Consider the following 26,647-nt stretch of genomic DNA (forward strand, 5'->3'; position numbering starts at 1 on the left):
ATGTTGTAATTATTAAAGCTATGATCATTAAAGCAAATAATAAATCCCTCAACCTATCCCATCCTCACGTGATGGCGATTCTCAATGTCACGCCGGATTCATTCTCTGATGGTGGCAAGTTTAATAATCTTGATTCTGCTTTGATCCAAGCTGAGAAAATGATTAAGGCTGGAGTGAGCATTATTGACATCGGTGGCGAATCAACACGTCCCGGAGCGCCAGACGTTACATTAGAAGAAGAGTTGCAACGTGTTATTCCTGTGATCAAAGCTATCCGTGAAAAGCACGATGTTTGGATTTCTGTTGATACCAGTAAAGCTGAAGTGATGCGTCAAGCGATTGAGGCTGGTGCAGATCTCATTAATGATGTTCGCGCCCTTCAAGAGCCGGGAGCGTTAGAGGTGGCTGCTGCATCAAACTTACCAATCTGTTTGATGCACATGAAAGGGCAACCTCGAACCATGCAAGCCAACCCTCACTATGATGATTTGATGAGTGATGTGGCTGAATTTCTGCATGAACGTATTACCACGTGCGAATCGGTAGGGATCGAAAAGTCACAACTTATTCTTGATCCTGGTTTTGGTTTTGGCAAAACCATAGAACACAATTATCATATGCTTGCTCATCTCGACAAGTTTCATGAGTTTGGTTTACCTATATTGGCTGGGATTTCGCGTAAGTCCATGATTTTTAAATTATTGGATAAGCCAGCGAGCGAGTGTGCTAACGCAAGCGTTGTCTGTGCGACTTTGGCAGCGATGAAAGGTGCACAGATCATTCGAGTTCATGATTTTGAAGAAACCATTGAAGCAATGAAAATTGTCGAGATGACGAAAAATAATATCTAAAAGAATTAAGGAAAGTTTTATGTCTGATAAAAGACGTTACTTTGGTACCGACGGTGTGCGCGGGAAAGTAGGACAATACCCAATTACCCCTGATTTCGTACTTAAGCTTGGCTGGGCTGCTGGTCGTGTACTAGCAAAACAAGGTACTAAGAAAGTGATCATCGGTAAAGATACGCGTATTTCTGGTTATATGCTTGAATCTGCACTGGAAGCCGGCCTTGCTGCTGCGGGGTTAAAAGCGACCTTTACTGGTCCGATGCCAACACCGGCGGTGGCATACCTAACGCAAACCTTCCGCGCGGAAGCGGGGATTGTTATTTCTGCTTCACACAACCCTTATTACGACAACGGTATCAAGTTCTTCTCGTCTGAAGGTACTAAATTACCAGATGATATCGAGCTTGCTATTGAAGCTGAGTTAGATAAAGACATCGAGTGTGTCGAGTCTGCTGAGCTAGGTAAAGCGACACGTCTAAATGATGCTGCTGGTCGTTACATTGAATTTTGTAAGAGCACATTCCCATCGGAGCTTAGCCTAGCAAGTCTTAAGATTGTCGTTGACTGTGCACACGGTGCGACTTACCACATCGCTCCTAACGTATTTAAAGAGTTAGGTGCAGAAGTGATCGCAATGGGTGTAGAGCCAAACGGCACTAACATCAACGCTGAAGTTGGCGCGACTGACGTTCGTGCTTTACAAAAGCGCGTTGTAGAAGAGCAAGCTCATCTCGGCTTGGCGTTCGATGGTGACGGTGACCGTATTATCATGGTTGACCATCTAGGCAACAAGATTGACGGTGACCAAATCGCTTACATCATCGCACGTGATGCTCTGCGTCGTGGTGAGCTAAAAGGTGGTGTCGTTGGTACGCTAATGACAAACCTAGGCATGGAAAATGGTTTGAAACAATTAGGCATTCCATTTGTGCGTGCAGCAGTGGGTGACCGTTATGTCATGGAACAGCTACTTGCTAAAGGCTGGAAAATTGGCGCGGAAAATTCAGGTCACGTTATCTTGCTAGACAAAGTAACTACGGGTGATGCTATCGTGGCTGCACTGCAAGTGATTGCGTCTGTAGTTGGCAGTGATATGTCGTTGCACGATTTGTCGCAAGGTATGACACTTTACCCTCAAGTGCTTGAGAATGTTCGTTTTGCTGGTGATAACAATCCACTTGAAGAGCAAGCCGTACTAGACTCTGTAGCGGCGGTTGAAGCGGAGTTAGGCGATAAGGGCCGTGTGTTGCTTCGTAAGTCAGGCACCGAGCCATTGATCCGTGTTATGGTGGAAGGTGAGGATGCAGATCTTGTTCAAAGCTCTGCGCTTAAGATTGCGGAAGCTGTAAAAGCGAGTTGTTAATCATTGCTTTAATGCCTTTTGCGAGAGAAAAGGGCAACTTTTGCCCTTTTTTTGAGCGCTTAATGCGTTGGTGCTGATTTTTTGCTAATTTTCCCTTGTCAGCGTTACTGGCTTTCGCTAGTATTGCTCCGCCTCCCGTTAGGAGGTCGCTAGCCTTGTTCTAAAATGAAAGTATTATTTTTGAACGGCGCTGGCTCAACAATTTGGAACATAGGTGGAAAAAATGTTTTCAGTTCTACTTGTGATTTACCTGTTGGCGGCGCTTGGTGTGATTGGCCTTGTGTTGATTCAACAAGGTAAAGGCGCAGATATGGGAGCCTCGTTCGGTGCAGGTGCTTCAAACACAGTGTTTGGCGCAAGCGGCTCAGGTAATTTCTTAACCCGAACAACTGCTATTTTAGCAACCGTATTTTTTATCATTAGCTTGCTACTTGGTCGTATGTCTACGCACAAGACTGAGTCACAATGGGTAGACCCAACGTTAGGTCAACCAGTTGTAGAACAAGTTAAAGATGCAGCGAGTGAAGTTCCAGCACCTACTGGTGATGAGATTCCTCAATAAGCTGTAAAAGTTTATGAGCCGAGATGGTGAAATTGGTAGACACGCTAGCATGAGGTGCTAGTGCCTTTGGTGTGAGGGTTCGAGTCCCTCTCTCGGCACCATGAATTTACAAACTTGTAAATCACTTGTTTGAGGGTATAATGCTCAGCAAGTCGGACGCGGGGTGGAGCAGCTTGGTAGCTCGTCGGGCTCATAACCCGAAGGTCGTCGGTTCAAATCCGGCCCCCGCAACCAATCTCTTCTTTCATTGGAAAGAATGATGCGATTGGCAAGTTTGCACAGTGCTAACCACACTGTGAGTTAAGAAAAGCATTTTTGGCTATTCTTAACGTATCAGGGTCCAGCAGCATAAAACCCCGACTTTCGGGGTTTTTTGTTATCTGAGTTTTTATAATCTCTCAGATACTGCTTGGTTTTTTGATTGGGCTCTGAGCCCTTTTTTTGTTTCTGGAGTGGTTAAAATGACTGGTTTAGAAAGACAACTTACTGAAATGCTTGAAGCTCCAGTAGAGGCATCAGGCTACGAGTTGGTTGGATTAGAATTTATTCGTGCGGGTGCGCACTCAACGTTACGTATTTACATCGACCATGAAAATGGCATCAATGTAGATGCCTGTGCAGAAGTTAGCCATCAGGTAAGTGCAGTATTAGACGTTGAAGATCCAATTTCTGTTGCTTACAGCCTAGAAGTTTCTTCTCCAGGCTTAGAAAGACCACTTTTCAAAGCAGCACATTACGAGCAATTTATTGGTCACGAGGTCAGCATCGTATTGAAAATGGCTGTTGCCAACCGCCGCAAGTGGGCAGGTACTATCCACAGCGTTGATGGTGAGACAATAGCGGTTACTGTTGAAGGGCAACAAGAAGAGTTTGCTCTAAGTAACATTTCAAAAGCTAACCTGATCCCTAAATTTTAGTTCCCTAAAAAAGTTTAAGCTTAGAGGCTAAATACAATGAGTAAAGAAATTTTAGCGGTAGCAGAAGCGGTATCGAATGAAAAAGCGGTACCTCGTGAGCGTATCTTTGAAGCTCTTGAGATTGCTCTAGCAACTTCTACTAAGAAAAAGTACGAGATCGAAATCGACGTACGTGTTGCTATTGACCGTAAAACGGGCGAATTCGAAACATTTCGTCGTTGGTTGATCGTAGAAGATGTTGAAAATCCAACAAAAGAAATCTCACTAGAAGCTGCACAGTATGAAGATCCAGAACTTCAACTAGGCGACTTTGTTGAAGATGATATCCCTTCAGTTACTTTTGACCGTATTACGACACAAACGGCTAAGCAAGTTATCGTACAGAAAGTACGTGAAGCTGAGCGTGCACAAATCGTTGAACAGTTCATTGACAACGAAGGTGACCTTATCACTGGCGTTGTTAAGAAAGTAAACCGTGAAACTGTCGTAATGGACCTTGGTAACAACGCTGAAGCGGTAATCCTACGTGATGACCAACTTCCTCGTGAAAACTTCCGTCCAGGTGACCGTGTTCGTGGTCTTCTGTACAAAGTAGCTCCAGAAGCTCGTGGTTTCCAACTGTTCATCACGCGTTCTAAGCCTGAAATGCTGGCAGAACTATTCCGTGTTGAAGTGCCTGAGATCGCTGAAGAGATCATCGAGCTTAAAGGTGCGGCACGTGATCCTGGTTCTCGCGCTAAGATCGCGGTTAAAACAAACGATAAACGCATTGACCCAGTGGGCGCTTGTGTTGGTATGCGTGGTGCACGTGTACAAGCAGTATCTGGCGAACTTGGTGGTGAGCGTATCGATATCGTTCTTTGGGATGATAACCCAGCACAGTTTGTTATCAATGCAATGGCGCCAGCTGACGTAGCATCAATCATTGTTGATGAAGATGCACACTCAATGGACATCGCAGTTGAAGCAGATAACCTAGCTCAAGCTATCGGTCGTGCAGGTCAGAACGTTCGTCTAGCGTCTCAACTAACTGGTTGGGAACTGAATGTAATGACTGTTGCAGATCTTCAGAAAAAACACGCTGAAGAATCTCAAGCATCAATCGAGAACTTCATGAAGTATCTAGACATCGAAGAAGACTTCGCTCAACTGCTTGTTGAAGAAGGTTTCTCAACGCTAGAAGAAATCGCATACGTACCAGTTAACGAACTGCTTGACGTAGACGGTCTTAACGAAGAACTTGTTGAAGAACTACGTAGCCGTGCTAAAGACGCACTAACCACTATCGCACTAGCACAAGAAGAGTCATTTGAAGGTCTTGAGCCGGCTGAAGACCTACTAGGTCTTGAAGGTCTAGAGCGTGAAATGGCGTTCAAACTAGCAGCGAAAGGTGTTGCAACACTAGAAGATCTAGCCGACCAAGGTATCGACGATTTAGAAGGTATTGAAGGCCTGACAGAAGAACGCGCAGGTGAGCTTATCATGGCTGCACGTAACATCTGTTGGTTCGGCGAAGAAGCATAATATCAGCAAGGAGGAAGCGGCATGACACAATTAACAGTTAAAGCTCTGAGTGAAGAGATTGGTACTCCAGTCGACCGCTTAATGGAACAACTTGCTGACGCTGGCATGAACAAAGCGAGTTCTGACCATGTATCGGATGAAGAGAAGCAAAAGCTTCTCTCTCACCTGAAGAAAGAGCACGGCGATACGTCGGGCGAATCTGAACCTACTAGACTGACGCTTCAGCGTAAGACTCGCAGCACACTAAGTGTTGCAGCAGGTGGCGGCAAAAGTAAGGATGTTCAAGTAGAAGTGCGTAAGAAGCGCACGTATGTGAAGCGCAGCACTATCGAAGACGATGCAAAACGTGAGGCTGAGGAAGCAGCAAAGCGTGAAGCTGAAGAGCTTGCGAAGCGTGAGGCAGAAGAACAAGCCAAACGTGAAGCTGCAGAGAAAGCACAGCGCGAAGCCGAAGAGAAAGTGAAACGTGAAGCGGATGCAAAACGTGACGCTGAAGAAAAGGCAAAACGCGCACAAGCTGAAAAGGCTAAGAAAGACATGAATGCAAAAAATGCGGATGTTAATACGCAAGCGAAGAAAGAAGCTGACGAGCTAAAGCGTCGTCAGGAAGAAGAAGCCCAACGTAAAGCTGAGCAAGAAGCAGCTAAGCTTGTTGAAGAAGCTCGTAAACTTGCAGAAGAAAACGAAGCTCGTTGGTCTGAAGAAGAGTCTAAGAAGAAAGAACTTGAAAACTCTGACTACCACGTAACCACTTCTACGTACGCTCGTGAAGCTGAAGATGCAGCTGACCGTAAAGAAGAAGGCGGTGCTCGTCGTAAGAAGAAGAAACCAGCTAGAGAAGAGCAGTCACGTGGTGGTCGTAACCAACGTGGTGGTAAGGGCCGTAACAAAGGCAAACTTGCTAAGCCAACTTCAATGCAACACGGTTTCGATAAGTCTGCTACTGTAGCAAAACAAGACGTAGTAATTGGCGAAACAATCGTTCTTTCTGAACTTGCTAACAAGATGTCGGTTAAAGCGACAGAAGTTATCAAAGTGATGATGAAGATGGGCGCTATGGCGACTATCAACCAAGTGATCGACCAAGAAACAGCACAACTTGTTGCTGAAGAAATGGGTCACAAGGTCGTTCTTCGTAAAGAGAACGAACTGGAAGAAGCAGTACTATCTGATCGCGACACTAACGCAGAAGCAGTACCTCGCGCTCCAGTTGTAACTATCATGGGTCACGTTGACCACGGTAAAACGTCAACACTTGACTACATCCGTCGTACACACGTTGCTTCAGGCGAAGCGGGTGGTATCACACAGCACATCGGTGCTTACCACGTTGAAACTGACAACGGTATGATCACGTTCCTTGATACTCCTGGACACGCAGCGTTTACTGCAATGCGTGCTCGTGGTGCTCAAGCGACAGATATCGTTGTTCTTGTTGTAGCAGCAGACGATGGCGTAATGCCACAAACAGTTGAAGCGATTCAGCACGCGAAAGCGGCTGGTGTTCCTCTGATTGTTGCTGTGAACAAGATCGATAAAGAAGACGCGAACCCAGATAACGTTAAGAATGAGCTAGCTCAATACGACGTAATCCCTGAGGAGTGGGGCGGTGAGAACATGTTTGTTCACATCTCTGCTAAACAGGGTACAAATATCGATGGTCTTCTAGAAGCTATCCTTCTTCAGTCTGAAGTTCTTGAACTTACGGCTGTAGCTGAAGGCATGGCGTCTGGTGTTGTTGTTGAATCTCGCCTAGATAAAGGTCGTGGTCCAGTTGCAACCGTACTTGTTCAATCAGGTACGCTAAACAAAGGCGATATCGTTCTTTGTGGCCAAGAATACGGTCGTGTTCGTGCAATGCGTGACGAACTAGGTCAAGAAATCACTCAAGCTGGTCCATCTATCCCTGTAGAGATCCTAGGTCTTTCAGGCGTACCATCTTCAGGTGATGAAGCAACAGTAGTACGTGACGAGCGTAAAGCACGTGAAGTAGCAAACTACCGTGCTGGTAAGTTCCGTGAAGTGAAACTTGCTCGTCAGCAGAAATCTAAACTAGAGAACATGTTCTCTAACATGACTGCTGGTGAAGTTGCTGAACTAAACGTAGTACTAAAAGCAGACGTACAAGGTTCTGTAGAAGCGATTGCAGACTCACTACTGAAACTGTCTACTGACGAAGTGAAAGTGAACATCGTTGGTTCTGGTGTTGGTGGTATTACTGAAACTGATGCAGTACTTGCAGAAGCTTCTAACGCAATCATCCTTGGCTTTAACGTTCGTGCTGATGCTTCTGCTCGTCGTGCGATTGAAGCAGCAAGCGTTGATCTACGTTACTACTCAATCATTTACCAATTGATTGACGAAGTTAAACAAGCAATGGGCGGTATGCTTGCTCCAGAATTCAAGCAAGAAATCATTGGTCTTGCTGAAGTACGTGACGTATTTAAGTCACCGAAACTGGGTGCAATCGCTGGTTGTATGGTTACTGAAGGTCTGATTAAGCGTAACAACCCAATCCGCGTTCTACGCGACAACGTTGTTATCTACGAAGGTGAGCTAGAATCACTTCGTCGCTTTAAAGATGACGTTCAAGAAGTTAAGAATGGCTACGAGTGTGGTATCGGCGTTAAGAACTACAACGACGTTCGCGTTGGCGACCAGATCGAAGTATTCGAAATCGTTGAAATCAAACGTACTCTAGACTAATTGACTAAAATTACTAAACGTCTGAAAGACAAATAGTAATTGGTTGTTGAATACACCATGGGGGGCTGGCTTGACCATCCCCCCATTCTTTCTATTTAAGAGAATGAATATGTCAAAAGAATTTAGCCGCACGCAGCGCGTATCACAGCAGCTGCAAAAAGAACTTGCGATGATTCTTCAACGTGAAGTTCGTGACTCTCGCCTAGGCATGGTTACGATTTCTGATGTAGAAGTATCACGCGATCTTGCTTACGCAAAAGTATTCGTTACTTTCCTATGTGTGGGTGAGCAAACGCCAGAATCATGCCTAGCAGCACTACGTGAGCACGAAGTGCACATTCGCATGATGCTTGGTAAGCGTATTCGCCTACGTCTAACGCCTGAAATCCGTTTCTACTACGACAACACACTAGTAGAAGGTATGCGTATGTCGAACCTAGTGTCTGAAGTTGTGAGCGAAGATAAACGTAAACAGCAAGATTCAGGTCGCGAAGAAGATCAGGCAGGGGAAGAGTAATGGCTCGTCGTCGTAAAGGTCGTCCAATTAATGGCGTTATCTTGTTGGACAAACCAACAGGTATTTCTTCAAATGATGCACTGCAAAAAGTAAAACGTATTTTCTTTGCTGAAAAAGCAGGTCATACGGGTGCATTGGACCCACTAGCGACGGGCATGTTGCCAATCTGCTTAGGCGAAGCAACTAAGTTCTCTCAGTTCTTGTTGGATTCAGACAAGCGCTACCGCGTAATCGCAAAGTTGGGTGAGCGTACTGATACGTCTGACTCTGATGGCGAAGTGGTAGAGACGCGTCCAGTTGACGTGAACCTTGAGAAGTTAGAAGCGTGCATCGACACGTTCCGTGGTGAATCAGACCAAGTACCTTCAATGTTCTCTGCATTGAAGTACCAAGGTAAACCATTGTATGAGTACGCGCGTAAAGGTATCGAAGTACCACGTGAGTCTCGTAAGATCATGGTATACGAAATTGTGCTTCACCGTTTTGAAGGCGATGAAGTTGAGATGGAAGTACATTGTTCTAAAGGCACGTACATCCGTACTATCGTTGATGATCTTGGTGAAATGCTTGGTTGTGGTGCGCACGTGACGATGCTGCGTCGTACGGGTGTTGCTAAGTACCCATATGAGAAAATGGTGACGTTAGAGCACTTAAACGAACTTCTGGAGCAAGCTCATCGCGATGAAGTTGCGCCAAAAGAGCTGCTTGATCCGTTATTGCTACCAATGGATACTGCGGTTGAAGATTTACCAGAAGTAAACCTCAATGCAGAGCTTACCAATCTTGTTCAGCATGGTATGCCTGTACAGGTGTTCGGCGCACCTGCTGGTACGCCACTTCGCATGACTTCAGGTGAAGAGAAACTTTTCATCGGAGTCGCTGAACTAAACGATGACGGAAAAGTGGCACCAAAGCGTTTAGTGGTTTTCCGTGACGAAGCATAAGCTCACCAATGAATTGAAAATACCGGCGAAATCGCCGGTATTTTTGTATTGCGCGGATAAGGAAACTTCCCTATAATTCGCGCTTCGCGTAGCGGCTGAATCAGAGATTGGCTGCTACAACTTTAAACTTACTCTTATTAGGAGAGAATTATGTCTCTGAATGCAGAAACTAAAGCAGCAATCGTTGCAGAATACGCACAAGGCGAAGGCGACACTGGTTCACCAGAAGTTCAAGTAGCTCTACTTACAGCTTCTATCAACCACCTACAAGGTCACTTCAAAGCACACAAAGGCGATCACCACAGCCGTCGTGGTCTTCTACGTATGGTTTCTCGTCGTCGTAAGCTTCTAGATTACCTAAAAGGTAAAAATCTAGCTCGCTACCAAGACCTAATCAAGCGTCTAGGCCTACGTCGCTAATAAGCGACTGCATAGCAGTTTGTCTAAAAGGGGCTTTATGCCCCTTTTTTGTTGCCCGTTACTTATTTTGGCTGCTATAACTTAGCCAAATCAAACTTATGCCGTTATACTACACGCGGCTAAATCTCGTTTTGAGATTTTCACTAAGCTCATCGTATTACAGTCAACCAAGTCGACCAAAAGGTCGCGACTATTAAAAGTGTACTTCAGTCTGACTCAGTCCATTTTTACTAGTCGCGATTCGTAATACCTTGAGTGTCAATTAACACACTCTGAGGCGCCTTTATTCGTAAAGAACGCTCGGAAACAAGGAATAACAATGTTCGAAAAACCAGTTGTTAAAACGTTCCAGTACGGTAACCACACAGTTACTCTAGAAACTGGCGTTATCGCACGTCAAGCTACGGCTGCAGTAATGGTTACAATGGACGATACAGCAGTATTCGTTTCAGTTGTAGGTAAGAAAGAAGCGGTTGCAGGCCAAGATTTCTTCCCACTAACAGTAAACTACCAAGAGCGTACTTACGCGGCAGGTAAAATCCCTGGTGGTTTCTTCAAGCGTGAAGGCCGTCCTTCTGAAGGCGAAACGCTAACAGCTCGTCTAATTGACCGCCCAATTCGTCCACTATTCCCTGATGCATTCAAAAACGAAGTTCAGGTTATCGCGACAGTAATGTCTGTAAACCCAGACGTTCAGCCAGATATCGTAACAATGATCGGTACTTCTGCTGCGCTTGCTATCTCTGGTATCCCGTTCAACGGTCCTATCGGTGCTGCGCGTGTTGGTCACGTTGATGGCCAACTTGTTCTAAACCCAAGCAACACAGAGCTAGATGCATCTAAGCTAGACCTAGTGGTTGCAGGTACAGAATCTGCGGTACTAATGGTTGAATCAGAAGCAGACAACCTAACTGAAGAAGAAATGCTAGCTGCGGTTGTTTACGGTCACGACCAACAACAAGTTGTTATCAACGCGATTAACGAATTCAAAGCTGAAGTTGCTACTCCGGCTTGGGATTGGGTTGCTCCTGAAGAGAACACTGCGCTTAACAACAAGATTGCTGAGCTAGCAGAAGCGAAACTTGTTGAAGCTTACCAAATCACAGAAAAGATGGCTCGTTACGACCGCATTCACGAAATCGCGGCAGAAGTAAACGAAGTGCTACTTGCTGAAGATCCAGAAGCGAACACTAAAGAAATCCACACTATCTTCCACGATCTAGAGAAGACAGTTGTACGTCGTAGCATCATCGCTGGTAACCCACGTATCGATGGTCGTGAGAAAGACATGGTTCGTGCGCTAGACGTACGTACTGGCGTTCTTCCACGTACCCACGGTAGCGCGCTATTCACTCGTGGTGAAACTCAGGCGATCGTTACAGCGACTCTAGGTACACAACGTGACGCTCAAATCATTGATGAGCTAACTGGTGAGCGTAAAGATCACTTCCTACTACACTACAACTTCCCTCCATACTGTGTAGGTGAAACAGGTTTTGTAGGTTCTCCAAAGCGTCGTGAAATCGGCCACGGTAAACTGGCTAAGCGTGGTATCGCTGCAGTAATGCCATCTGTAGATGAGTTCCCATACACAGTACGTGTTGTATCAGAAATCACAGAATCTAACGGTTCTTCATCAATGGCTTCTGTATGTGGTACTTCTCTTGCTCTTATGGATGCAGGTGTGCCAATCAAGTCTTCTGTTGCGGGTATCGCAATGGGTCTTGTTAAAGAAGGTGACGATTTCGTTGTTCTTTCTGACATCCTTGGTGACGAAGACCACCTAGGCGACATGGACTTTAAAGTAGCAGGTACTCAATCTGGTATCACTGCACTTCAAATGGACATCAAGATAGAAGGTATCACCAAAGAGATCATGCAAATTGCGCTTAACCAAGCTCAAGGTGCACGTAAGCACATCCTATCTGTAATGGATGAAGCAATCTCTGGTGCTCGTGAAGACATCTCTGAATTTGCTCCTCGCATTCATACAATGAAGATCAGCTCAGAGAAGATCAAAGACGTTATCGGTAAAGGTGGTGCAGTTATCCGTGCTCTAACGGAAGAAACTGGTACAACTATCGAAATCGAAGACGACGGTACTATCAAGATTGCAGCAACTGAAGGTGCTGCAGCGAAAGAAGCTATCCGCCGTATCGAAGAGATCACTGCTGAAGTTGAAGTAGGCCGTATCTACACTGGTAAAGTAGCTCGTCTAGCAGACTTTGGTGCATTCGTTACTATCCTTCCAGGTAAAGATGGTCTAGTACATATCTCACAAATCGCTGAGAAGCGTGTTGAGAAAGTGTCTGACTACCTAGCTGAAGGTCAAGAAGTTCAAGTTAAAGTTCTTGAAATCGACCGTCAAGGCCGTGTACGTCTAAGCATGAAAGAAGCAGTAGAGAAGCCAGCAGAAGAGGCGTCTGACGCATCTGAAGCGAAAGGTGAGTAATCTTAGTTTCGACTTTTGGTCTTTTATTAGCTTAAGAGCCTGAAAGCATGCTATAAAAGGGGAGCATTTTCGCTCCCTTTTTTTTTGGTTTGTTTCGAAGTATTTACCCTCAAATGAGGTTAACTATCCTATAGTGCATAAAAGAGAAACAAACCCAGAGCGGTCCAAACAGGAGTACTAATTAGTGAAATGGTTTCAAACCGCAAGTTTATGTGTTGCTATCGCGCTGACCGGTTGTGCTAATACATCTCAACAATCATCGGAGAAATGGATCTATCCACCGATGGCAGTTCCTCTGCAGCCGAGTGTTCAACAAGAGGTTCAGATCGCGCGTCTGTCTCAGCTTTTACAACGCCCTGATCTAAGTGATGAAGTGCGCGCAAAAATGCATTACGAACGTGGTAACTACTACGACAGCGTTGGTCTTCGTGATCTTGCTCGTTTGGACTTCAACCAGTCTCTACAATTAAACCCTGCTCAACCTGATATATTTAACTTACTTGGGGTGTACTTTACCCAGGTAGGTGAATTTGATGCGGCTTATGAAGCCTTTGACTCAACGTTAGAATTAGCACCAGAAAACTCTTACGCAGAACGTAATCGAGCCATTGCGTTGTACTACGGCGGTCGAATTGATCTTGCTTTAGAGGACATGACTAAGCACTACGAAGAGATGCCTAGTGACCCATTCCGTGCATTATGGTTATACATCATAGAAGCAGAGCAAAACCCTGAGCAAGCGAAAGCGAACTTAGAGAAACGCTACCAACGTGATCGCAGCGAAGAGTGGGGATGGGTGCTTGTTGCCATTATGCTTCGTGATGTGTCAGATGATGCCGCACTTAAAGCTATTATGGATGGCACGCGTGAAAATTACCGCCTTGCGGAGCGCCTGACAGAAACCTACTTTTATTTAGGTAAGCGCTATCAACTGGAAGGGGATGTGGCTGATGCAATTGCCTTGTATAAATTGGCGATTTCTTTCAATGTGTATGAGTATGTTGAGCATCGTTACTCTTTCCTAGAGTTGGCTCAAATATACGATAGGCTACAACAAGAACAGCTGGCTAAACTCAAAGCCGAGCAACAAAAAGAAGAAGCAAAATAACAGAAGGCCGCTCACTTAGAGCGGCTTTTTTGTGCTTGAAGATTTTGAACCTCTTCACTAAAATAGTTAGCCTTGCTAACTAAATGGATTGTACTCAATGGCATTAGAAAAAAGCTTGATTGATTTGGAACGTTTTTGTGCAAAAGCGTGGCGTGTTTATGCCAAGGAAGATCCGCTTTCTCATTTGAGCTTTAACGAGTTTGATTATCTACGAGTGATCCAGCTTTACCCAGAGGGCGTTCGAATTACGGACCTTGCTGAGGATCTTCAGGTGACAAAACCTTCCGCTTCTAACATGGTGGTTCGTTTGGAGAAAAAAGGATTAGTACAACGCATTGCTTGTAATGAAGATGCACGTTCAAAGCGTGTTCTTTTAACGGAAGAAGTCATTCAAGAAATGTCGTTAGAGCAAGTGGTTTACAAGGATATTTCTGAGCAACTCGTGCGTAAACTTGATAAACAAGAAGCACAGCAACTGAAAGCGCTACTGGATAAAGCGCTCGGAAACTAAACATACATTTTATTCTTTTATCTATTTAGTTAGCCTTGCTAACTATTGGTGGTAGTCATGCAAAACTCTATATATAAACAGTTTTGGAAATACACAATTCCGACCGTTGCAGCCATGTTGGTCAACGGCTTATATCAAGTCGTAGATGGCATTTTTATCGGTCGTTATGTAGGGGCTGATGGATTAGCCGGGATCAATGTAGCCTGGCCGATCATTGGCTCGATACTTGGTATTGGTATGATGGTGGGCGTAGGTACGGGTGCACTCGCCTCTATCAAACAAGGTGAAAAAGACAGTGAAGGTGCTAAACGTATTCTTTCAACTGGTCTTTTGCTTTTAGTTGCTTTGATGCCTGTCGTAGCAATAACTTTGTTCTTCTTCGCTGATGACTTTATTGGTTGGCAAGGGGCTGAAGGGCGAGTATACGAACTTGGTTTGCAGTACCTGCACATCTTAAGCGTGGCGTGTGTGTTCTCGTTAGGTTCAATCGCAGTGCCGTTTTTGCTGCGTAACGATGATAGCCCGAACTTAGCCACCATCTTGATGGTGATTGGTGCCGTGATCAATATCGTGCTTGATTACTTGTTTATTGCTTGGCTTGGTTGGGAGCTTGAAGGTGCAGCGATTGCGACTGCGTTAGCACAGATGGTGGTCACCATTCTTGGTGTGGGATACTTCTTTACTTCCAGAGCCAACATGCGTTTGTCTTTCAGTGACTTGAAGATGCAGTTTGATGTTATCCCTAAGATTGTCATGATCGGCACATCAAGCTTCTTCATGTACGCATACGGCTCAATGATGGTCGCGCTGCACAACGCGCTGTTTGCTCAGTATGGTAGCGCTCTGCTAATTGGTGCTTACGCCATCTTGGGTTATATCGTTACGGTCTACTACTTGATCGCGGAAGGCATTGCTAATGGTATGCAGCCTTTAGTGAGCTATAACCATGGCGCACGCAACCAAGACAATATTCGTAAGCTGTTGAAGGTCGCAATGGGCACGTCAGTGCTCGGTGGTGTCGCGTTTGTTATTTTGATGAACATCTTCCCGTATGAGTTTGTCTCGGTGTTCAACAATGCCGATCAAAACCTGATTGATGCGACAGTAGTCGGCATTCGCCTCCATATGTTTGCATTGTTCTTGGATGGTTTCTTAGTGGTTGCTGCAGCGTACTACCAATCGGTGAACAAAGGCAGCAAAGCCATGTTTGTGACCATTGGCAACATGGTTATCCAATTACCGTTCTTATTTATTATGCCCAAGCTATTTGGTGTAACTGGTATTTGGATTGCATTCCCACTGTCTAACATTGCTTTGAGCTTAGTGGTGATGAGTATGTTGTGGCGTGATATTAAGAAGTTAATGAATGAGAGTACTGTAGAGCCGAGTGTTCAAGTTTCTTAATCGAAAAACGCAAACGAAAAAGCGAGGTTAACACCTCGCTTTTTTATTGGCTTGAAAACCCTGAGAAGGGCTTAGATGTTCTTCACTTCTAAGCCAGCAAGCTGATGCCAGTAACCGTTACATTGGCGGTCTTGGATCTTGCCTGGGTTAGTGCCTTTCTCGTTTGAACGGAATTGGTCTAGTTCAGAGAAGGTACTGATACCGAGTGGGCTTAGACGAACCACATCAACCAAACCTTCCATGCTCGGGAGATCATTGACCAAGTTGTAGCAGTAACCCGATTGAGTCTGAATGCCATTTAGGTTGAAGACTTCTTGACCTTCTTGGCTGCTGACTTGGATACCTGTTGGGTACTTAATACAGCAGGTCTCGCAGTCGTCTTTGGCTTTGTTTTCTGCACGAGCGGTAAAGCAGCGTGCCGAGTAAGCCAGTGGCAGGTAACCATGGCTGAAAACTTCCACTTCAAACTTATTGCGAATACCTAGTTCGTCACATTGAACCAGCGTGTTGCTGAGCCACTCACGCGATAGCTCTACTGGCATACACCAGCGGGTCATGCCTTGTTTTAGGAACAAGTTAAGCGTGTGGGCGTTGTAAGTGTTAACCGCTGGGCCTACTACGAAAGGCACTTTGTGTTCAGAAGCCAGTTGAACTGCAGATACGTCGTTAGCTTCAATCGCGAAGTCACCGTTGTCGATGTACTTTTTCATGATGTTGACTTCACTTGGCGCTTCTAATAGTGCCATCGTTGAAAGCACCACTTGTTTACCAGATGTAGACAGTTCTTTCGCAATATCAAACCAGTGTGCAGGTTTCATCTCTCGACGTTTTGAACACACGGTTTCACCTAGATAGATGATGTCCGCAGAACTTGATTTTGCTTGCTCATAAAACGCTTCAATATCTTGCTTTGGCCAGAAGTACAACAGCGGACCAAGTGCGTATTTCATTGAGTTATCCATCTTAACCTCTACTGCCATTTACGGTGGTAAGCACCAAGTGTGGTTTGCGTACCTTCCGATACGTTTGCCAACGCTGCATCCCAAGCCGCTTCTACTTGGTAAGCCTCTGGGTTTGCTTGGTAACGATCAATCGCTGCACGCCATGTGCGCGTTACTTGTTCTACGTACGCAGGGCTACGTTGGCGGCCTTCAATTTTTACTGAAGCCACATTTGCCGCAAACAGCTCAGGCATCATAGAAAGGGTGTTTAAACTGGTTGGCTCTTCCAGTGCGTGGTAGCGTTTCTTCTCGCCTTCAATTTCAGCGTCGAAACGACCTTTACACAAGGTTGGGTAGCCCGCGTTTTCACCGGCGCTGTAGCGATCGATCAGGATGTCGTTAAGACGAGATTCCAGACCGTTTTCTGTTTCTTGCCAGCGAACGTATTTCGCTGGAGAACACGCACCCACGGTGTTTGGTGACTCGCCGGTCATGTAAGACGACAAGTAACAACGACCTTCTGACATGATGCACAAACTACCAAAAGCAAAGACTTCCAGCTCGACATCGCTGGTGATGTTGCGAGAAAGCTGTTTTACCTGATGGATAGACAATACGCGAGGCAGTACAACGCGCTTCACGTTGAAGTTTTGTTTGTAGAAATCAACAGCCGCAACGTTGGTCGCTGAGGCTTGCACAGATAAGTGCAATTCTAGTTCAGGGTATTTGCGAGCAGCGTATTCCAGAACCGCAATGTCAGCGACAATCAAAGCATCAACACCAAGAGCCGCTGCGTTATCGACGGCATTTGTCCAGCGATCAAAGCCATTTGGATGGGCAAAGGTGTTGAGCGCAACGTGGATCTTTTTGTTGCGGTCATGAACGTATTGCACCGCTTTTTCTAGCTTCTTGCCGTTAAAGTTAAGACCAGCAAAGTGACGAGCGTTGGTGTCGTCTTTAAAGCCGATATAGACGGCGTCTGCACCGCAATCAATCGCGGTTTTTAGCGCAGGCAAGTTACCCGCAGGACACAAGAGTTCCATATGCTCACAATTTTAGAGAATAAAAAGGTGCCCGCATTTTATGAAGAATTATGAATAGCGAAATTGACCTAAGTTAGGTTTAGCTCAATAAAGTTGAGATTTACCCCTTGAGAGTAAGGGGGAACACTCAGATTTTGTTGCAGTTGAGATCAGTTCTTATGACGGCGGTTTTGCGCAAACAACTCTTCAACTTCGTGTTTAGGTTGAGGACGGTAAAAATGGAAGCCCTGAATCGAGTTACATTGCAGGTTCGAGAGCAGTGTCGCTTGCTGGTGGGTTTCCACACCTTCGGCAACAACCGTCAAATCTAATGATTTACCAAGGTTGATGATGTTCTCAATCACCGTCACCTGTTTCGGTAGTGTATCGATGTCGTTGATAAATGCGCGGTCGATTTTTAGCTCATCGATAGGGAAGCGAGCTAAGTAGGAAAGGGAAGAGTAACCCGTTCCGAAGTCGTCGATAGACAGAGCAAAACCAAGCTTTTTGATCGCGTTAAGCATTTGCAGTGTGTGTTCGCTGTCGCTCATTACTGCACTTTCGGTGAGCTCGAAGGTAATACAACTTGGGTCAAGTTCGGTAGTGCGCAGCAGCTTTTCCATGTAGTCGATCAGTTGTGGGTTACCAAATTGCTCTGGAGAGAGGTTGATCGCCACGCGTCCCGGTAAGATGCCTTGCAGTTTCCAGCGCTTTACGGTGTTAAACACATCGCGCATTACCACACGACCAAGGTGTTCAATCAAGCCTGCACGTTCAGCTACGGGGATAAATGCGCCCGGGCTGATATAACCTTCAACCGGATGCTTCCAACGTACTAACGCTTCTGCACCGTTAATGCTGAAGTCACGGGCGTTAACTTTTGGTTGGTACCATACTTCTAAGCCGTTTTGCTGCAATGCTTTTTGTAGCTCGATCTCCAACCACAAACGCATTCGTGCTTCTTTGTTCATCTGATCGTTAAATTTAATCAGACGGTTACGACCTCGGTCTTTCGCTTCGTACATCGCGGTATCAGCATTTTGTAGCAGAATGCGCGCGTCTTGCCCGTCTTCTGGGTAACGCACACTGCCAATTGAACATGCTAGGCGTTTACTGAAATGATGCAGATCGAAAGGTTGGTTAATCAGAGAAATAATGCGCTCAGATAAAATCTCCGCCATGCGAGTGTTTTCTGGCTCAGGCAGGATGATGCCAAATTCGTCACCGCCTAAGTGACCAATGATAGCTTGATTAGGTAAAGAGCGTTTTAGGCGGGCGGAGACTTCTTGAATTACTTTGTCACCGATGTGGTGGCCAAGTGAGTCATTGATATTCTTAAAGTTATCGATGTCGAGGTAGAAAACCAGTAACGGTGTCTGGCTCTTAATAAGTTGCTCTAATCGTTTAGTAAAGCCAAAGCGATTATACAGCTTGGTCAGTGAATCAATGTGTGCGTCTTCATTGGTGGCAGAAGAGAGTAGTTTTGGCGCATCATCAGCGTCTTGGATCAATATGATTTGGGACTCGCTACCAAGAATTGCCGTAGTATCCGCATGCAATTGGACTTTACGTTCAAATCCACAACGTGCGCTGGTTAAACAAACAAAGGGCTTTTCTGATAACAGCGTGCTGATGCGATGGGTGAAAACCTTTTTGCTGTTTTCATCAATGAACAAGCGAGTAAGCTCTTCACCCAGTAATTCGTGGGGAGAGTTTAACCCTAGTAAGCGAGCTGAAGCAGGGTTTGCAGAGATGATAATGTCATCTTCAACAAGCAATAAACCGTCAGGTAAGAGCTGGGTGAGCTTGGCAAACTTGCTCTCAGATTCTTCTAAAGAGCGAACCAGAATTTGTTTTTCTGATGTATCGACGGCATGAAAAACCACAAAACGGATTTCGTTTTCTTCGTGAATCGGAGAAAGACTGAAGTGCAAACTGGTTTCGAGATCGGTTTCGTCGAGTGTGATTTCTGCTTCGACATGCTCGCCTTTGAAGGCACGCTGATAGTAGGGCGCGAGCTTTTTGTAGAACTGCTCTCCCAATACCTGACTGTCGTTAAGGCCGATGATTTCATCATGACCTAAGCCTGCAATGTCACAATAGCGATCACTTACCATTCGATAATTGTGTTTCTTATCAAGAATGGCAAAAAAGAAAGGGCTATTTGAGGTTAGCGTTGCAAACCAATGTTGTAATTGCTGGGAAGGCATTAAGGTGTTACCGATCTCCAATGAGCCTGATTATTCGTCCGTGTAATAAAAACGCTATTTTGATAACTATAACTTTGAACATACCGTTATTAAAGCGTTTATCCACGACTTAGCGTCAATAATACACGTAAGGTCAAAAAAACGACGCTAAGGTTGGTAAAACTGCCTACTTCTAAAACAAACAGTTTTATTGATACATAACAGGTACTGGTATTACTCTATTGCGTAATATAAACGACCTTATGACAAAGTAACGGATAATTAGCGTGTTAAACAAGATTCGCAGTCAACTAGTAAAGAACGCAGCATCAATTTTGCGATCTCCAGTCCAGTTATTGCCACAAACTGTTCAGAAAAAAGCCTTGTTAGAAGGCCTAAAAATGGTGTTCAAAGAAGCCCTAGAAGATGGCGATTTTGAGTTCCTTGAAGACAAGTGGCTAAAAGTTGCGATTAAAGACTTGAACTTAGCATGGTATATCAGCTACCAAGATGAAAAGTTAGTGGTAGCAGAGAAACCGGTTCAGGAAGATGTGAGTTTTAGTGGTAACCTTAACGACCTAGTACTTATTGCTGGTCGTAAAGAAGACCCTGACACGCTGTTCTTCCAACGTCGCCTTTCTATTGAAGGTGACACCGAGCTTGGCTTGGAAGTGAAAAACCTGATGGACAGTGTCGACTTAGAGCAGTTACCAAAAGCAATGCAGGTTGCACTGAACCAACTGGCTGACTTTGTTCAAAAAGGCGTTCAAGCACCAGCACAAGAAACCGGAGTAGCGAATGCTTATTCGAACTGAAGCCCCTGCGGACATTCTGACCATTGACCGCCTATTGAAACATGCTTTCCCCACTGAGGCGGAAGCCAATCTAGTGATGCGCCTACGTGAAAACGGCAAGCTCACTTTGTCGTTGGTAGCATGTACAGATGAAGGTGAAGTCATTGGTCACGCATTGTTTAGTCCTGTGACGCTAAACGGTGAAGATTTGTCTTGGCAAGGGCTTGCACCACTGGCGGTACATGAAGACTACCGTCGTCAAGGTATTGCGGCTGAAATGATTAAAGAAGGTTTCGATTCTTTACGTGATTTTGGTTACCCAGTCTGTGTGGTATTAGGTGAGCCAGAATACTACGCTCGTCAAGGTTTTGAAGCTGGTGAAGAGATGGGTTTTGACTGTGCATGGGAAGTTCCACAAGGTGCATTCCGTGTCGCTGAATTAGTAGAAGACCAGTGTGATGGTCGTTCAGGTCGTATTGATTACTCACCAGAGTTTTCTGAGTTGTAGTTTGCCGTCTATCTACTCGACTTAGAGAAACAAAGCCCGCATTAAAAAGCGGGCTTTGTTGTCGATGCGCAAAGAGAAAGCGTGGATTAATCTTGCTCTTGGATACGTTTTTTGCCCCAAACCTCGATTTTGGCTTTTTTGCTCATACCTGCGGCATTCAGAGTCATGTTACCCCAGCTTTTGTATTCCATATCCAGACGCTTAAATTTAGCATCTTCAGATCCTGGTAGAGTCCATGCGCGCGTCGACATGCCCTTGGTTAAAGTGCCGACCATGGTCTTGAGTTTTTTTTCACTGCCATCAGTCATGGTCACTTTCATGTTCTTGATGCTCATGGTGCCTTGAGTACACTTGATTTTAATCTTGCTGAATTTACGATTTTTGAAAAGACCATTTGGCTCAACCGTATCAGTTTCCGTTTGGAAGTTTACGGTTTTTTCTGCGATCAGCTCCCAACCATCGTTGCTATCCTTAGCAAAAGTAGTAAAGCTGGTGGTCGCGATGAGCAATGTGATTGCGAATGATTGGAAAAGCTTCATAACACCTCTGACTTTAAATGCGAAATTTTGGTAGGATTGCCTCGTTCAAATAGGTGACAAAAGATGTCAATTAACGAGAAACAATATTTACATGAAATGGGGATCAGCACATGGGAGCTGACTCACCCAGAAAGATTGGAAGGCTATCAGTCGCCATTATTGGATTTGCAAAGTTCTTGTAAACTCCTATTGGTATCGCCAATGTGTCCTGAAAACGAGACAGCTTTGATGTTTGAGCGTGTATTGAAGAGCATTAGACTCTCGCTCGACGATGCGCTGTATTTAGAACCGAGCCGAGTATCTTCTTTAGGCGAGCACGAGTTGGAGTGGGTATGGTTTGCTGGGTGTGAAATAGATGCAAGCGTTAATGCAAAACAACTGACTTCCCCACTACTGAAAGATATTGATGGCAACAACGAACAACGTCGCGCCTTGTGGCAGCAGATCTGTTCGTATTCGTAACGGAGCAAAAGCGTGACGATTCAAATTACGCCGATGGAAGCTAAACACTCAGATCAAGTTTGGCAAATTGAGCAGCAAGCACATTCTCACCCTTGGGCTGAATCACTGGTTCGAGATTTATCGAGTCGAGGTGCTTGTCATCATGTGATGACGGAAGATCATCAAGTATTGGGTTACTTTTATGCGCAGAATATTGTGGGTGAAGTGACCTTACTCAACATCGCGATAGCACCGCACCAACAAGGAAAAGGCTTAGGTCAGAAGCTTTTGGATGCTTTCTTTGAATACTGTGAACAAGCAAAAGCAGAGAGCGCTTGGTTGGAAGTGCGTGAAAGTAACCATCCAGCTATTCATATTTATGAACAAGCGGGCTTTAATGAAGTGGATCGTCGTTACAACTATTACCCTGCTAAAACGGGCAATGGCAAAGAAGATGCCATCATTATGAGTTACTTATTTTTGATTTAGTTTTTAGTCATTACGAATTACCTCATCAACACTTATGCTATAAATGCGTATCTGACTTCGAGGCTATTGAATATGTAATAATAATTTTTTGAATTTTTTACATCTCTTTGTGTGGAGCTAGTTTTCCATTGTTGGCGCTAGGGAATGTGAGCCCTAGGGAAAGAGAGGATGAACCGAGCAAATTGAGTTCATGTCTTTCCAGTTTGCTAGCATAGCGATAATAAGCGAGAATACCGCACAATATCGAATAGTAGATATGCTTGCCCATTTTGTGAGCATGAAAGTAATTTAGAAGATTAACTAATGTCAAATCCCCTTTTTTTAGGCGAAGTTTCTAAGCGTAGAACGTTCGCTATTATTTCTCACCCGGATGCGGGTAAAACCACCATTACTGAAAAAGTACTGTTATTCGGAAACGCAATCCAAAAAGCAGGTACGGTTAAAGGTCGTGGTAACGCACAACACGCAAAATCAGACTGGATGGAAATGGAAAAGGAACGTGGTATCTCGGTAACCACGTCTGTCATGCAGTTTCCTTTCAACGATTGTCTGGTTAACCTACTTGATACTCCTGGACACGAAGACTTCTCGGAAGATACATACCGCACACTTACGGCGGTTGACTCGTGTTTGATGGTTATCGACGCGGCGAAAGGTGTCGAGGATCGTACTCGTAAGCTGATGGAAGTTACTCGTCTGCGCGACACTCCAATCGTAACTTTTATGAACAAACTTGACCGTGACGTTCGTGACCCAATGGAAGTATTGGACGAGGTTGAAAACGAACTTGGCATGATGTGTGCGCCAATTACCTGGCCAATCGGCTGTGGTAAAGAGTTTAAAGGCGTTTACCACATTCACCGTGACGAAACGATTCTGTACGAATCTGGCCACGGTCATGAGATCCAAGAAGTTCGTATCATCAAAGGCCTAGATAACCCTGAGCTTGACGAGAAAGTGGGTGAAAGCTTGGCAGCAAGCGTTCGTGAAGAGCTTGAACTTGTAATGGGCGCTTGCCCTGAGTTTGACCAAGAAGCGTTCCTAACGGGTGAGTTAACGCCAGTTTACTTCGGTACAGCACTAGGTAACTTCGGTGTAGATCATATGCTAGAAGGTCTGACTGAGTGGGCTCCAGCACCGAAGACTCGTCAAGCGGTTGAACGTGACGTTGAAGCGACAGAAGACAAGTTCTCAGGTTTTGTATTCAAAATTCAAGCAAATATGGATCCAAAACACCGCGACCGTATCGCATTTATGCGTATCGTTTCGGGTACTTACACACAAGGCATGAAGATGAACCACGTTCGTCTAGGTAAGCAAGTGAGTATCTCGGATGCGGTTACCTTCATGGCGGGTGACCGCTCTCGTGCAGAACACGCTTACGCGGGTGACATCATTGGTCTTCACAACCACGGTACGATTCAAATTGGTGATACGTTCACTCAAGGTGAAGCGTTGAAGTTCTCAGGTATTCCAAACTTTGCACCGGAACTGTTCCGTCGTATTCGTCTAAAAGATCCATTGAAGCAGAAGCAGCTACTAAAAGGCCTGGTTCAGCTTTCTGAAGAAGGTGCGGTACAGGTATTCCGTCCACTACAAAACAACGATTTGATCGTTGGTGCGGTTGGTGTACTTCAGTTTGACGTGGTTGTGGCTCGCTTGAAGTCAGAATACAACGTTGAGGCAATCTACGAAGGCGTTAACGTGGCAACGGCGCGTTGGGTTGAGTGTGGTGATGCGAAGAAATTGGATGAGTTCCAGCGTAAGAACCAAACTAACCTAGCGTTGGATGGTGGCGATAACCTAACGTATATCGCACCAACCATGGTTAACTTAAACCTAGCGCGTGAACGTTTCCCTGATATCGATTTCCGTGCGACTCGCGAGCACTAATCGAATCTAACTCGCTTTATATTGCGTACTAGATCATAAGCCGCCGTTAGCTATACACTTAGCTAACGGCGGCTTTTTATTTGGCGCAACGCGAATTCTATTAGCTAAAAAGGAAGTGTGATGAACTGGTTTAAGAAAGGGCTCAAACGCTATGACGATTGGTGCAAAGAGATGGGGCTGACGCCTGATCAAAAGCGCAGTTGTGTGCCGTATAAACAAGACCCAGTTCATGAAGACGAGCCTGCTAAAAAAGCAGAGCAAGGGAAAGCAAACAATGAAACTGTTTGATACCCACTGCCATTTTGACTTTGACGTCTTTCAACAGGATTTTGCTCACCAAGTCGACCTTGCTCGTGAGCAAGGGGTAGAGCGTATCTTGATTCCGTCTATCGGGCCGAGTAACTGGGCTCGTATTCAAGAGCTGGCCAATCAATACTCTCATCTTTATTACGCGCTGGGTTTTCATCCCTATTTTCTACAACAAGAGTTTGAGCAGTTTGTTCCTGAGCTCGAATCTCTGCTTTCCTCACGCAACCGACAATGCGTTGCGATAGGGGAGTGTGGTTTAGACTTTGCTATCAAGGTTCCCGCCGAGCTTCAAGAGCAGGCGCTCAAATTACAGTTCAAACTGGCAAAACGATTCGAACTACCCGTTATTTTACACAGCCGAAAAGCACACAATCGTCTCATCCAAATGGTCAAAGCCGCTAAGTTGCCGAAAGGGGGTGTGTTGCATGCTTTCTCTGGCAGTTATCAACAGGCGATGGAGTGGGTTCGATTAGGTTTTCTTATCGGAGTTGGGGGCACAATTACCTACCCAAGAGCGAACAAAACACGCGACGCGATTCAAAGGTTACCACTGCAACATCTTGTACTCGAAACCGATGCTCCAGATATGCCTATACTTGGCTATCAGGGCGAACCGAATCACCCTTCAAAACTCATTTATGTCTTAAATGAGCTGTCTGCGTTGCATATAGAAAACAAGCAATCGATTGCGTCTCAGCTATGGGAAAATAGCAATTCTGCCTTCTCTATATGTGAATAAAATCTAAAGATGGTGTTTAAAAGCGAAAACGTTTTCCTTCTTATTGTGAGATAACTCACAAACGAGAGTGAATCAATGATGAATCTTATAAGAAAGTGTGAGGGTGGCATTACTTTAATTGATTCGGGATGAGTATAATTGCCCCCGCTTTATAGCTCCATTTTGTAACACGCCAATAAATAACTTATAAGGAAGTCATAAACTATGAGCCTGTTTATGAGCCTAGTCGGTATGGTAGTGCTTCTTGCTATTGCATTTGCATTTTCTAATAACCGAAAAGCTATCAACTTTAGAACTGTGGGTGGCGCATTTGCTATCCAATTTATCCTAGGTGCATTTGTTCTTTACGTACCTTGGGGCCGTGATCTACTAAACGGTTTCTCTACTGGTGTATCTAACGTTATCAACTACGGTAACGATGGTTCATCTTTCCTATTCGGTGGTCTTGTTTCTGACAAGATGTTCGAAGTATTCGGCGGCGGCGGTTTCATCTTCGCATTCCGCGTTCTTCCTACACTGATCTTCTTCTCTGCACTGATTTCAGTTCTTTACTACATTGGCGTTATGCAGTGGGTTATCAAGATTCTTGGTGGTGCACTACAGAAAGCGCTTGGCACATCTCGTGCGGAATCAATGTCAGCAGCAGCTAACATTTTCGTAGGTCAAACAGAAGCGCCTCTAGTTGTTCGTCCGTTCGTTCCAAAAATGACTCAATCTGAGCTATTCGCGGTAATGTGTGGTGGTCTAGCGTCTGTTGCTGGTGGTGTACTAGCAGGTTACGCATCTATGGGTGTTCCACTAGAATACCTAGTAGCAGCATCATTCATGGCTGCACCAGGTGGTCTACTGTTCGCTAAGATTCTTCACCCAGAGACTGATAAGCCTCACGAAGATATCGAAGAAGCAATGGACGGTGGCGACGACAAACCAGCTAACGTAATCGACGCAGCAGCGGGCGGTGCGGCTTCTGGTCTACAACTTGCGCTAAACGTAGGTGCAATGCTAATCGCATTCGTTGGTTTGATTGCTCTAGTTAACGGTATGCTAGGTGGCATCGGTGGTTGGTTCGGTATGCCTGAACTAACACTAGAACTTATCCTAGGTTACGCGTTCTCTCCACTAGCATTCCTAATCGGTGTTCCATGGGACGAAGCAGTTGTTGCTGGTTCATTCATCGGTCAGAAACTAGTAATCAACGAATTTGTTGCATACTTGAACTTCACACCTTACCTAGGTGAAGGCGCTCAAGTTGTTGCAGCTACTGGTGAAGTAATGTCTGCTAAGACAACAGCTATCATCTCATTCGCACTATGTGGCTTCGCGAACCTTTCTTCTATCGCGATTCTACTTGGTGGTCTAGGTAGCCTTGCACCAAACCGTCGTTCAGATATCGCTCGCATGGGTATTAAAGCAGTTCTTGCTGGTACGTTGTCTAACCTAATGGCAGCGACTATTGCAGGCTTCTGCCTTAGCCTTGCAGCACTATAATTAGAATCGGTTCTTAATA

Annotated in this window: 25 protein-coding genes and 2 tRNA genes; 23 read left to right on the forward strand and 4 right to left on the reverse strand. The window is 45.2% G+C overall.

The window, feature by feature from the left end; all coding sequences use genetic code 11:
- Positions 1-20 precede the first annotated feature (20 nt).
- The 15 genes from folP (at position 21) to vmrA (ending at position 15,276) form a co-directional block, all read left to right on the forward strand.
- Positions 21-851, forward strand: coding sequence for a dihydropteroate synthase (folP, locus tag ITG12_RS14365; RefSeq protein WP_038878960.1), 831 nt, complete (start codon positions 21-23; stop codon positions 849-851).
- A gap of 19 nt (positions 852-870) precedes the next feature.
- Positions 871-2,211, forward strand: a complete 1,341-nt coding sequence (glmM, locus tag ITG12_RS14370) for a phosphoglucosamine mutase (protein ID WP_038878962.1) — start codon at positions 871-873, stop codon at positions 2,209-2,211.
- A gap of 223 nt (positions 2,212-2,434) precedes the next feature.
- Complete coding sequence (secG, locus tag ITG12_RS14375; protein ID WP_010649836.1) at positions 2,435-2,773, forward strand: preprotein translocase subunit SecG; 339 nt, start codon at positions 2,435-2,437, stop codon at positions 2,771-2,773.
- Positions 2,774-2,790: 17 nt separating this feature from the next.
- Positions 2,791-2,874: transfer RNA gene (locus ITG12_RS14380), tRNA-Leu, on the forward strand.
- A gap of 56 nt (positions 2,875-2,930) precedes the next feature.
- Positions 2,931-3,007, forward strand: a tRNA-Met gene (locus ITG12_RS14385).
- A 227-nt stretch (positions 3,008-3,234) separates the two neighbouring features.
- A complete protein-coding gene (rimP, locus tag ITG12_RS14390; protein ID WP_038865875.1) occupies positions 3,235-3,690 on the forward strand; it encodes a ribosome maturation factor RimP in 456 nt (151 codons plus the stop codon).
- 36 nt (positions 3,691-3,726) lie between these two features.
- Positions 3,727-5,214 carry a transcription termination factor NusA gene (gene nusA / locus ITG12_RS14395; protein WP_038865878.1) on the forward strand — a complete coding sequence of 496 codons (1,488 nt, stop codon included), beginning with the start codon at positions 3,727-3,729 and terminating at the stop codon, positions 5,212-5,214.
- Positions 5,215-5,235: 21 nt separating this feature from the next.
- On the forward strand, positions 5,236-7,920 hold the full coding sequence (gene infB / locus ITG12_RS14400) for a translation initiation factor IF-2 (protein ID WP_038865880.1): 2,685 nt from the start codon (positions 5,236-5,238) through the stop codon (positions 7,918-7,920).
- A gap of 109 nt (positions 7,921-8,029) precedes the next feature.
- Positions 8,030-8,437 carry a 30S ribosome-binding factor RbfA gene (gene rbfA / locus ITG12_RS14405; RefSeq protein ID WP_005449148.1) on the forward strand — a complete coding sequence of 136 codons (408 nt, stop codon included), beginning with the start codon at positions 8,030-8,032 and terminating at the stop codon, positions 8,435-8,437.
- The gene (gene truB, locus ITG12_RS14410; protein WP_038878964.1) at positions 8,437-9,381 is read left to right on the forward strand and encodes a tRNA pseudouridine(55) synthase TruB; all 945 of its coding nucleotides are present in this window, start codon (positions 8,437-8,439) and stop codon (positions 9,379-9,381) included. Before rbfA ends, truB begins: the two co-directional genes overlap by 1 nt.
- Before the next feature lie 150 nt (positions 9,382-9,531).
- Positions 9,532-9,801: a 30S ribosomal protein S15 gene (gene rpsO / locus ITG12_RS14415; RefSeq protein ID WP_005380094.1), complete on the forward strand. Its 270-nt coding sequence runs from the start codon at positions 9,532-9,534 to the stop codon at positions 9,799-9,801.
- Positions 9,802-10,120: 319 nt separating this feature from the next.
- On the forward strand, positions 10,121-12,253 hold the full coding sequence (pnp, locus tag ITG12_RS14420; protein WP_038865885.1) for a polyribonucleotide nucleotidyltransferase: 2,133 nt from the start codon (positions 10,121-10,123) through the stop codon (positions 12,251-12,253).
- Positions 12,254-12,437: 184 nt separating this feature from the next.
- Positions 12,438-13,361 (forward strand): lipoprotein NlpI, encoded by a 924-nt coding sequence (gene nlpI, locus ITG12_RS14425; protein WP_038878965.1) that lies wholly within the window; start codon positions 12,438-12,440, stop codon positions 13,359-13,361.
- Positions 13,362-13,458: 97 nt separating this feature from the next.
- The gene (locus ITG12_RS14430; RefSeq protein ID WP_038865889.1) at positions 13,459-13,872 is read left to right on the forward strand and encodes a MarR family transcriptional regulator; all 414 of its coding nucleotides are present in this window, start codon (positions 13,459-13,461) and stop codon (positions 13,870-13,872) included.
- Positions 13,873-13,929: 57 nt separating this feature from the next.
- A complete protein-coding gene (gene vmrA / locus ITG12_RS14435) occupies positions 13,930-15,276 on the forward strand; it encodes a sodium-coupled multidrug efflux MATE transporter VmrA (RefSeq protein ID WP_248873158.1) in 1,347 nt (448 codons plus the stop codon).
- A gap of 71 nt (positions 15,277-15,347) precedes the next feature.
- Here the strand turns inward: vmrA and ITG12_RS14440 are convergent, their stop codons facing one another.
- The 3 genes from ITG12_RS14440 to ITG12_RS14450 all read right to left on the reverse strand — a co-directional run bounded on the left by ITG12_RS14440 (position 15,348) and on the right by ITG12_RS14450 (position 19,449).
- Positions 15,348-16,226 carry a U32 family peptidase gene (locus tag ITG12_RS14440; protein ID WP_038866052.1) on the reverse strand — a complete coding sequence of 293 codons (879 nt, stop codon included), beginning with the start codon at positions 16,224-16,226 and terminating at the stop codon, positions 15,348-15,350.
- A gap of 20 nt (positions 16,227-16,246) precedes the next feature.
- Entirely contained in the window at positions 16,247-17,260 is a 1,014-nt protein-coding gene (locus tag ITG12_RS14445) for a peptidase U32 family protein (RefSeq protein ID WP_038878968.1), read from the reverse strand.
- A gap of 149 nt (positions 17,261-17,409) precedes the next feature.
- A complete protein-coding gene (locus ITG12_RS14450; protein WP_038865896.1) occupies positions 17,410-19,449 on the reverse strand; it encodes an EAL domain-containing protein in 2,040 nt (679 codons plus the stop codon).
- 266 nt (positions 19,450-19,715) lie between these two features.
- Between ITG12_RS14450 and ITG12_RS14455 the strand changes: the two genes are divergently transcribed.
- A complete protein-coding gene (locus ITG12_RS14455; protein WP_005431915.1) occupies positions 19,716-20,243 on the forward strand; it encodes an SCP2 domain-containing protein in 528 nt (175 codons plus the stop codon).
- Positions 20,227-20,730 (forward strand): N-acetyltransferase, encoded by a 504-nt coding sequence (locus ITG12_RS14460; protein ID WP_038878970.1) that lies wholly within the window; start codon positions 20,227-20,229, stop codon positions 20,728-20,730. The genes ITG12_RS14455 and ITG12_RS14460 overlap by 17 nt, the downstream gene beginning before the upstream one ends.
- A gap of 86 nt (positions 20,731-20,816) precedes the next feature.
- Here the strand turns inward: ITG12_RS14460 and ITG12_RS14465 are convergent, their stop codons facing one another.
- Complete coding sequence (locus ITG12_RS14465; RefSeq protein ID WP_038865900.1) at positions 20,817-21,269, reverse strand: hypothetical protein; 453 nt, start codon at positions 21,267-21,269, stop codon at positions 20,817-20,819.
- Positions 21,270-21,332: 63 nt separating this feature from the next.
- Between ITG12_RS14465 and ITG12_RS14470 the strand changes: the two genes are divergently transcribed.
- From ITG12_RS14470 to ITG12_RS14495, 6 genes are all read left to right on the forward strand, one after another.
- Complete coding sequence (locus tag ITG12_RS14470; RefSeq protein WP_038878972.1) at positions 21,333-21,731, forward strand: DNA polymerase III subunit psi; 399 nt, start codon at positions 21,333-21,335, stop codon at positions 21,729-21,731.
- 12 nt (positions 21,732-21,743) lie between these two features.
- Positions 21,744-22,199 carry a ribosomal protein S18-alanine N-acetyltransferase gene (gene rimI / locus ITG12_RS14475; RefSeq protein ID WP_038878974.1) on the forward strand — a complete coding sequence of 152 codons (456 nt, stop codon included), beginning with the start codon at positions 21,744-21,746 and terminating at the stop codon, positions 22,197-22,199.
- A 303-nt stretch (positions 22,200-22,502) separates the two neighbouring features.
- Positions 22,503-24,092, forward strand: coding sequence for a peptide chain release factor 3 (gene prfC, locus ITG12_RS14480; protein ID WP_038865904.1), 1,590 nt, complete (start codon positions 22,503-22,505; stop codon positions 24,090-24,092).
- A gap of 120 nt (positions 24,093-24,212) precedes the next feature.
- Positions 24,213-24,380, forward strand: a complete 168-nt coding sequence (locus ITG12_RS14485; protein WP_158001440.1) for a DUF5363 family protein — start codon at positions 24,213-24,215, stop codon at positions 24,378-24,380.
- Positions 24,367-25,140, forward strand: coding sequence for a TatD family hydrolase (locus ITG12_RS14490; RefSeq protein WP_038878976.1), 774 nt, complete (start codon positions 24,367-24,369; stop codon positions 25,138-25,140). Before ITG12_RS14485 ends, ITG12_RS14490 begins: the two co-directional genes overlap by 14 nt.
- Positions 25,141-25,344: 204 nt before the next feature.
- Positions 25,345-26,628, forward strand: a complete 1,284-nt coding sequence (locus ITG12_RS14495) for a NupC/NupG family nucleoside CNT transporter (protein WP_038865906.1) — start codon at positions 25,345-25,347, stop codon at positions 26,626-26,628.
- Positions 26,629-26,647 lie beyond the last annotated feature (19 nt).

The sequence above is a fragment of the Vibrio sp. ED002 genome (assembly GCF_023277445.1).
GTDB classification, from domain to species: Bacteria; Pseudomonadota; Gammaproteobacteria; order Enterobacterales; family Vibrionaceae; genus Vibrio; species Vibrio jasicida.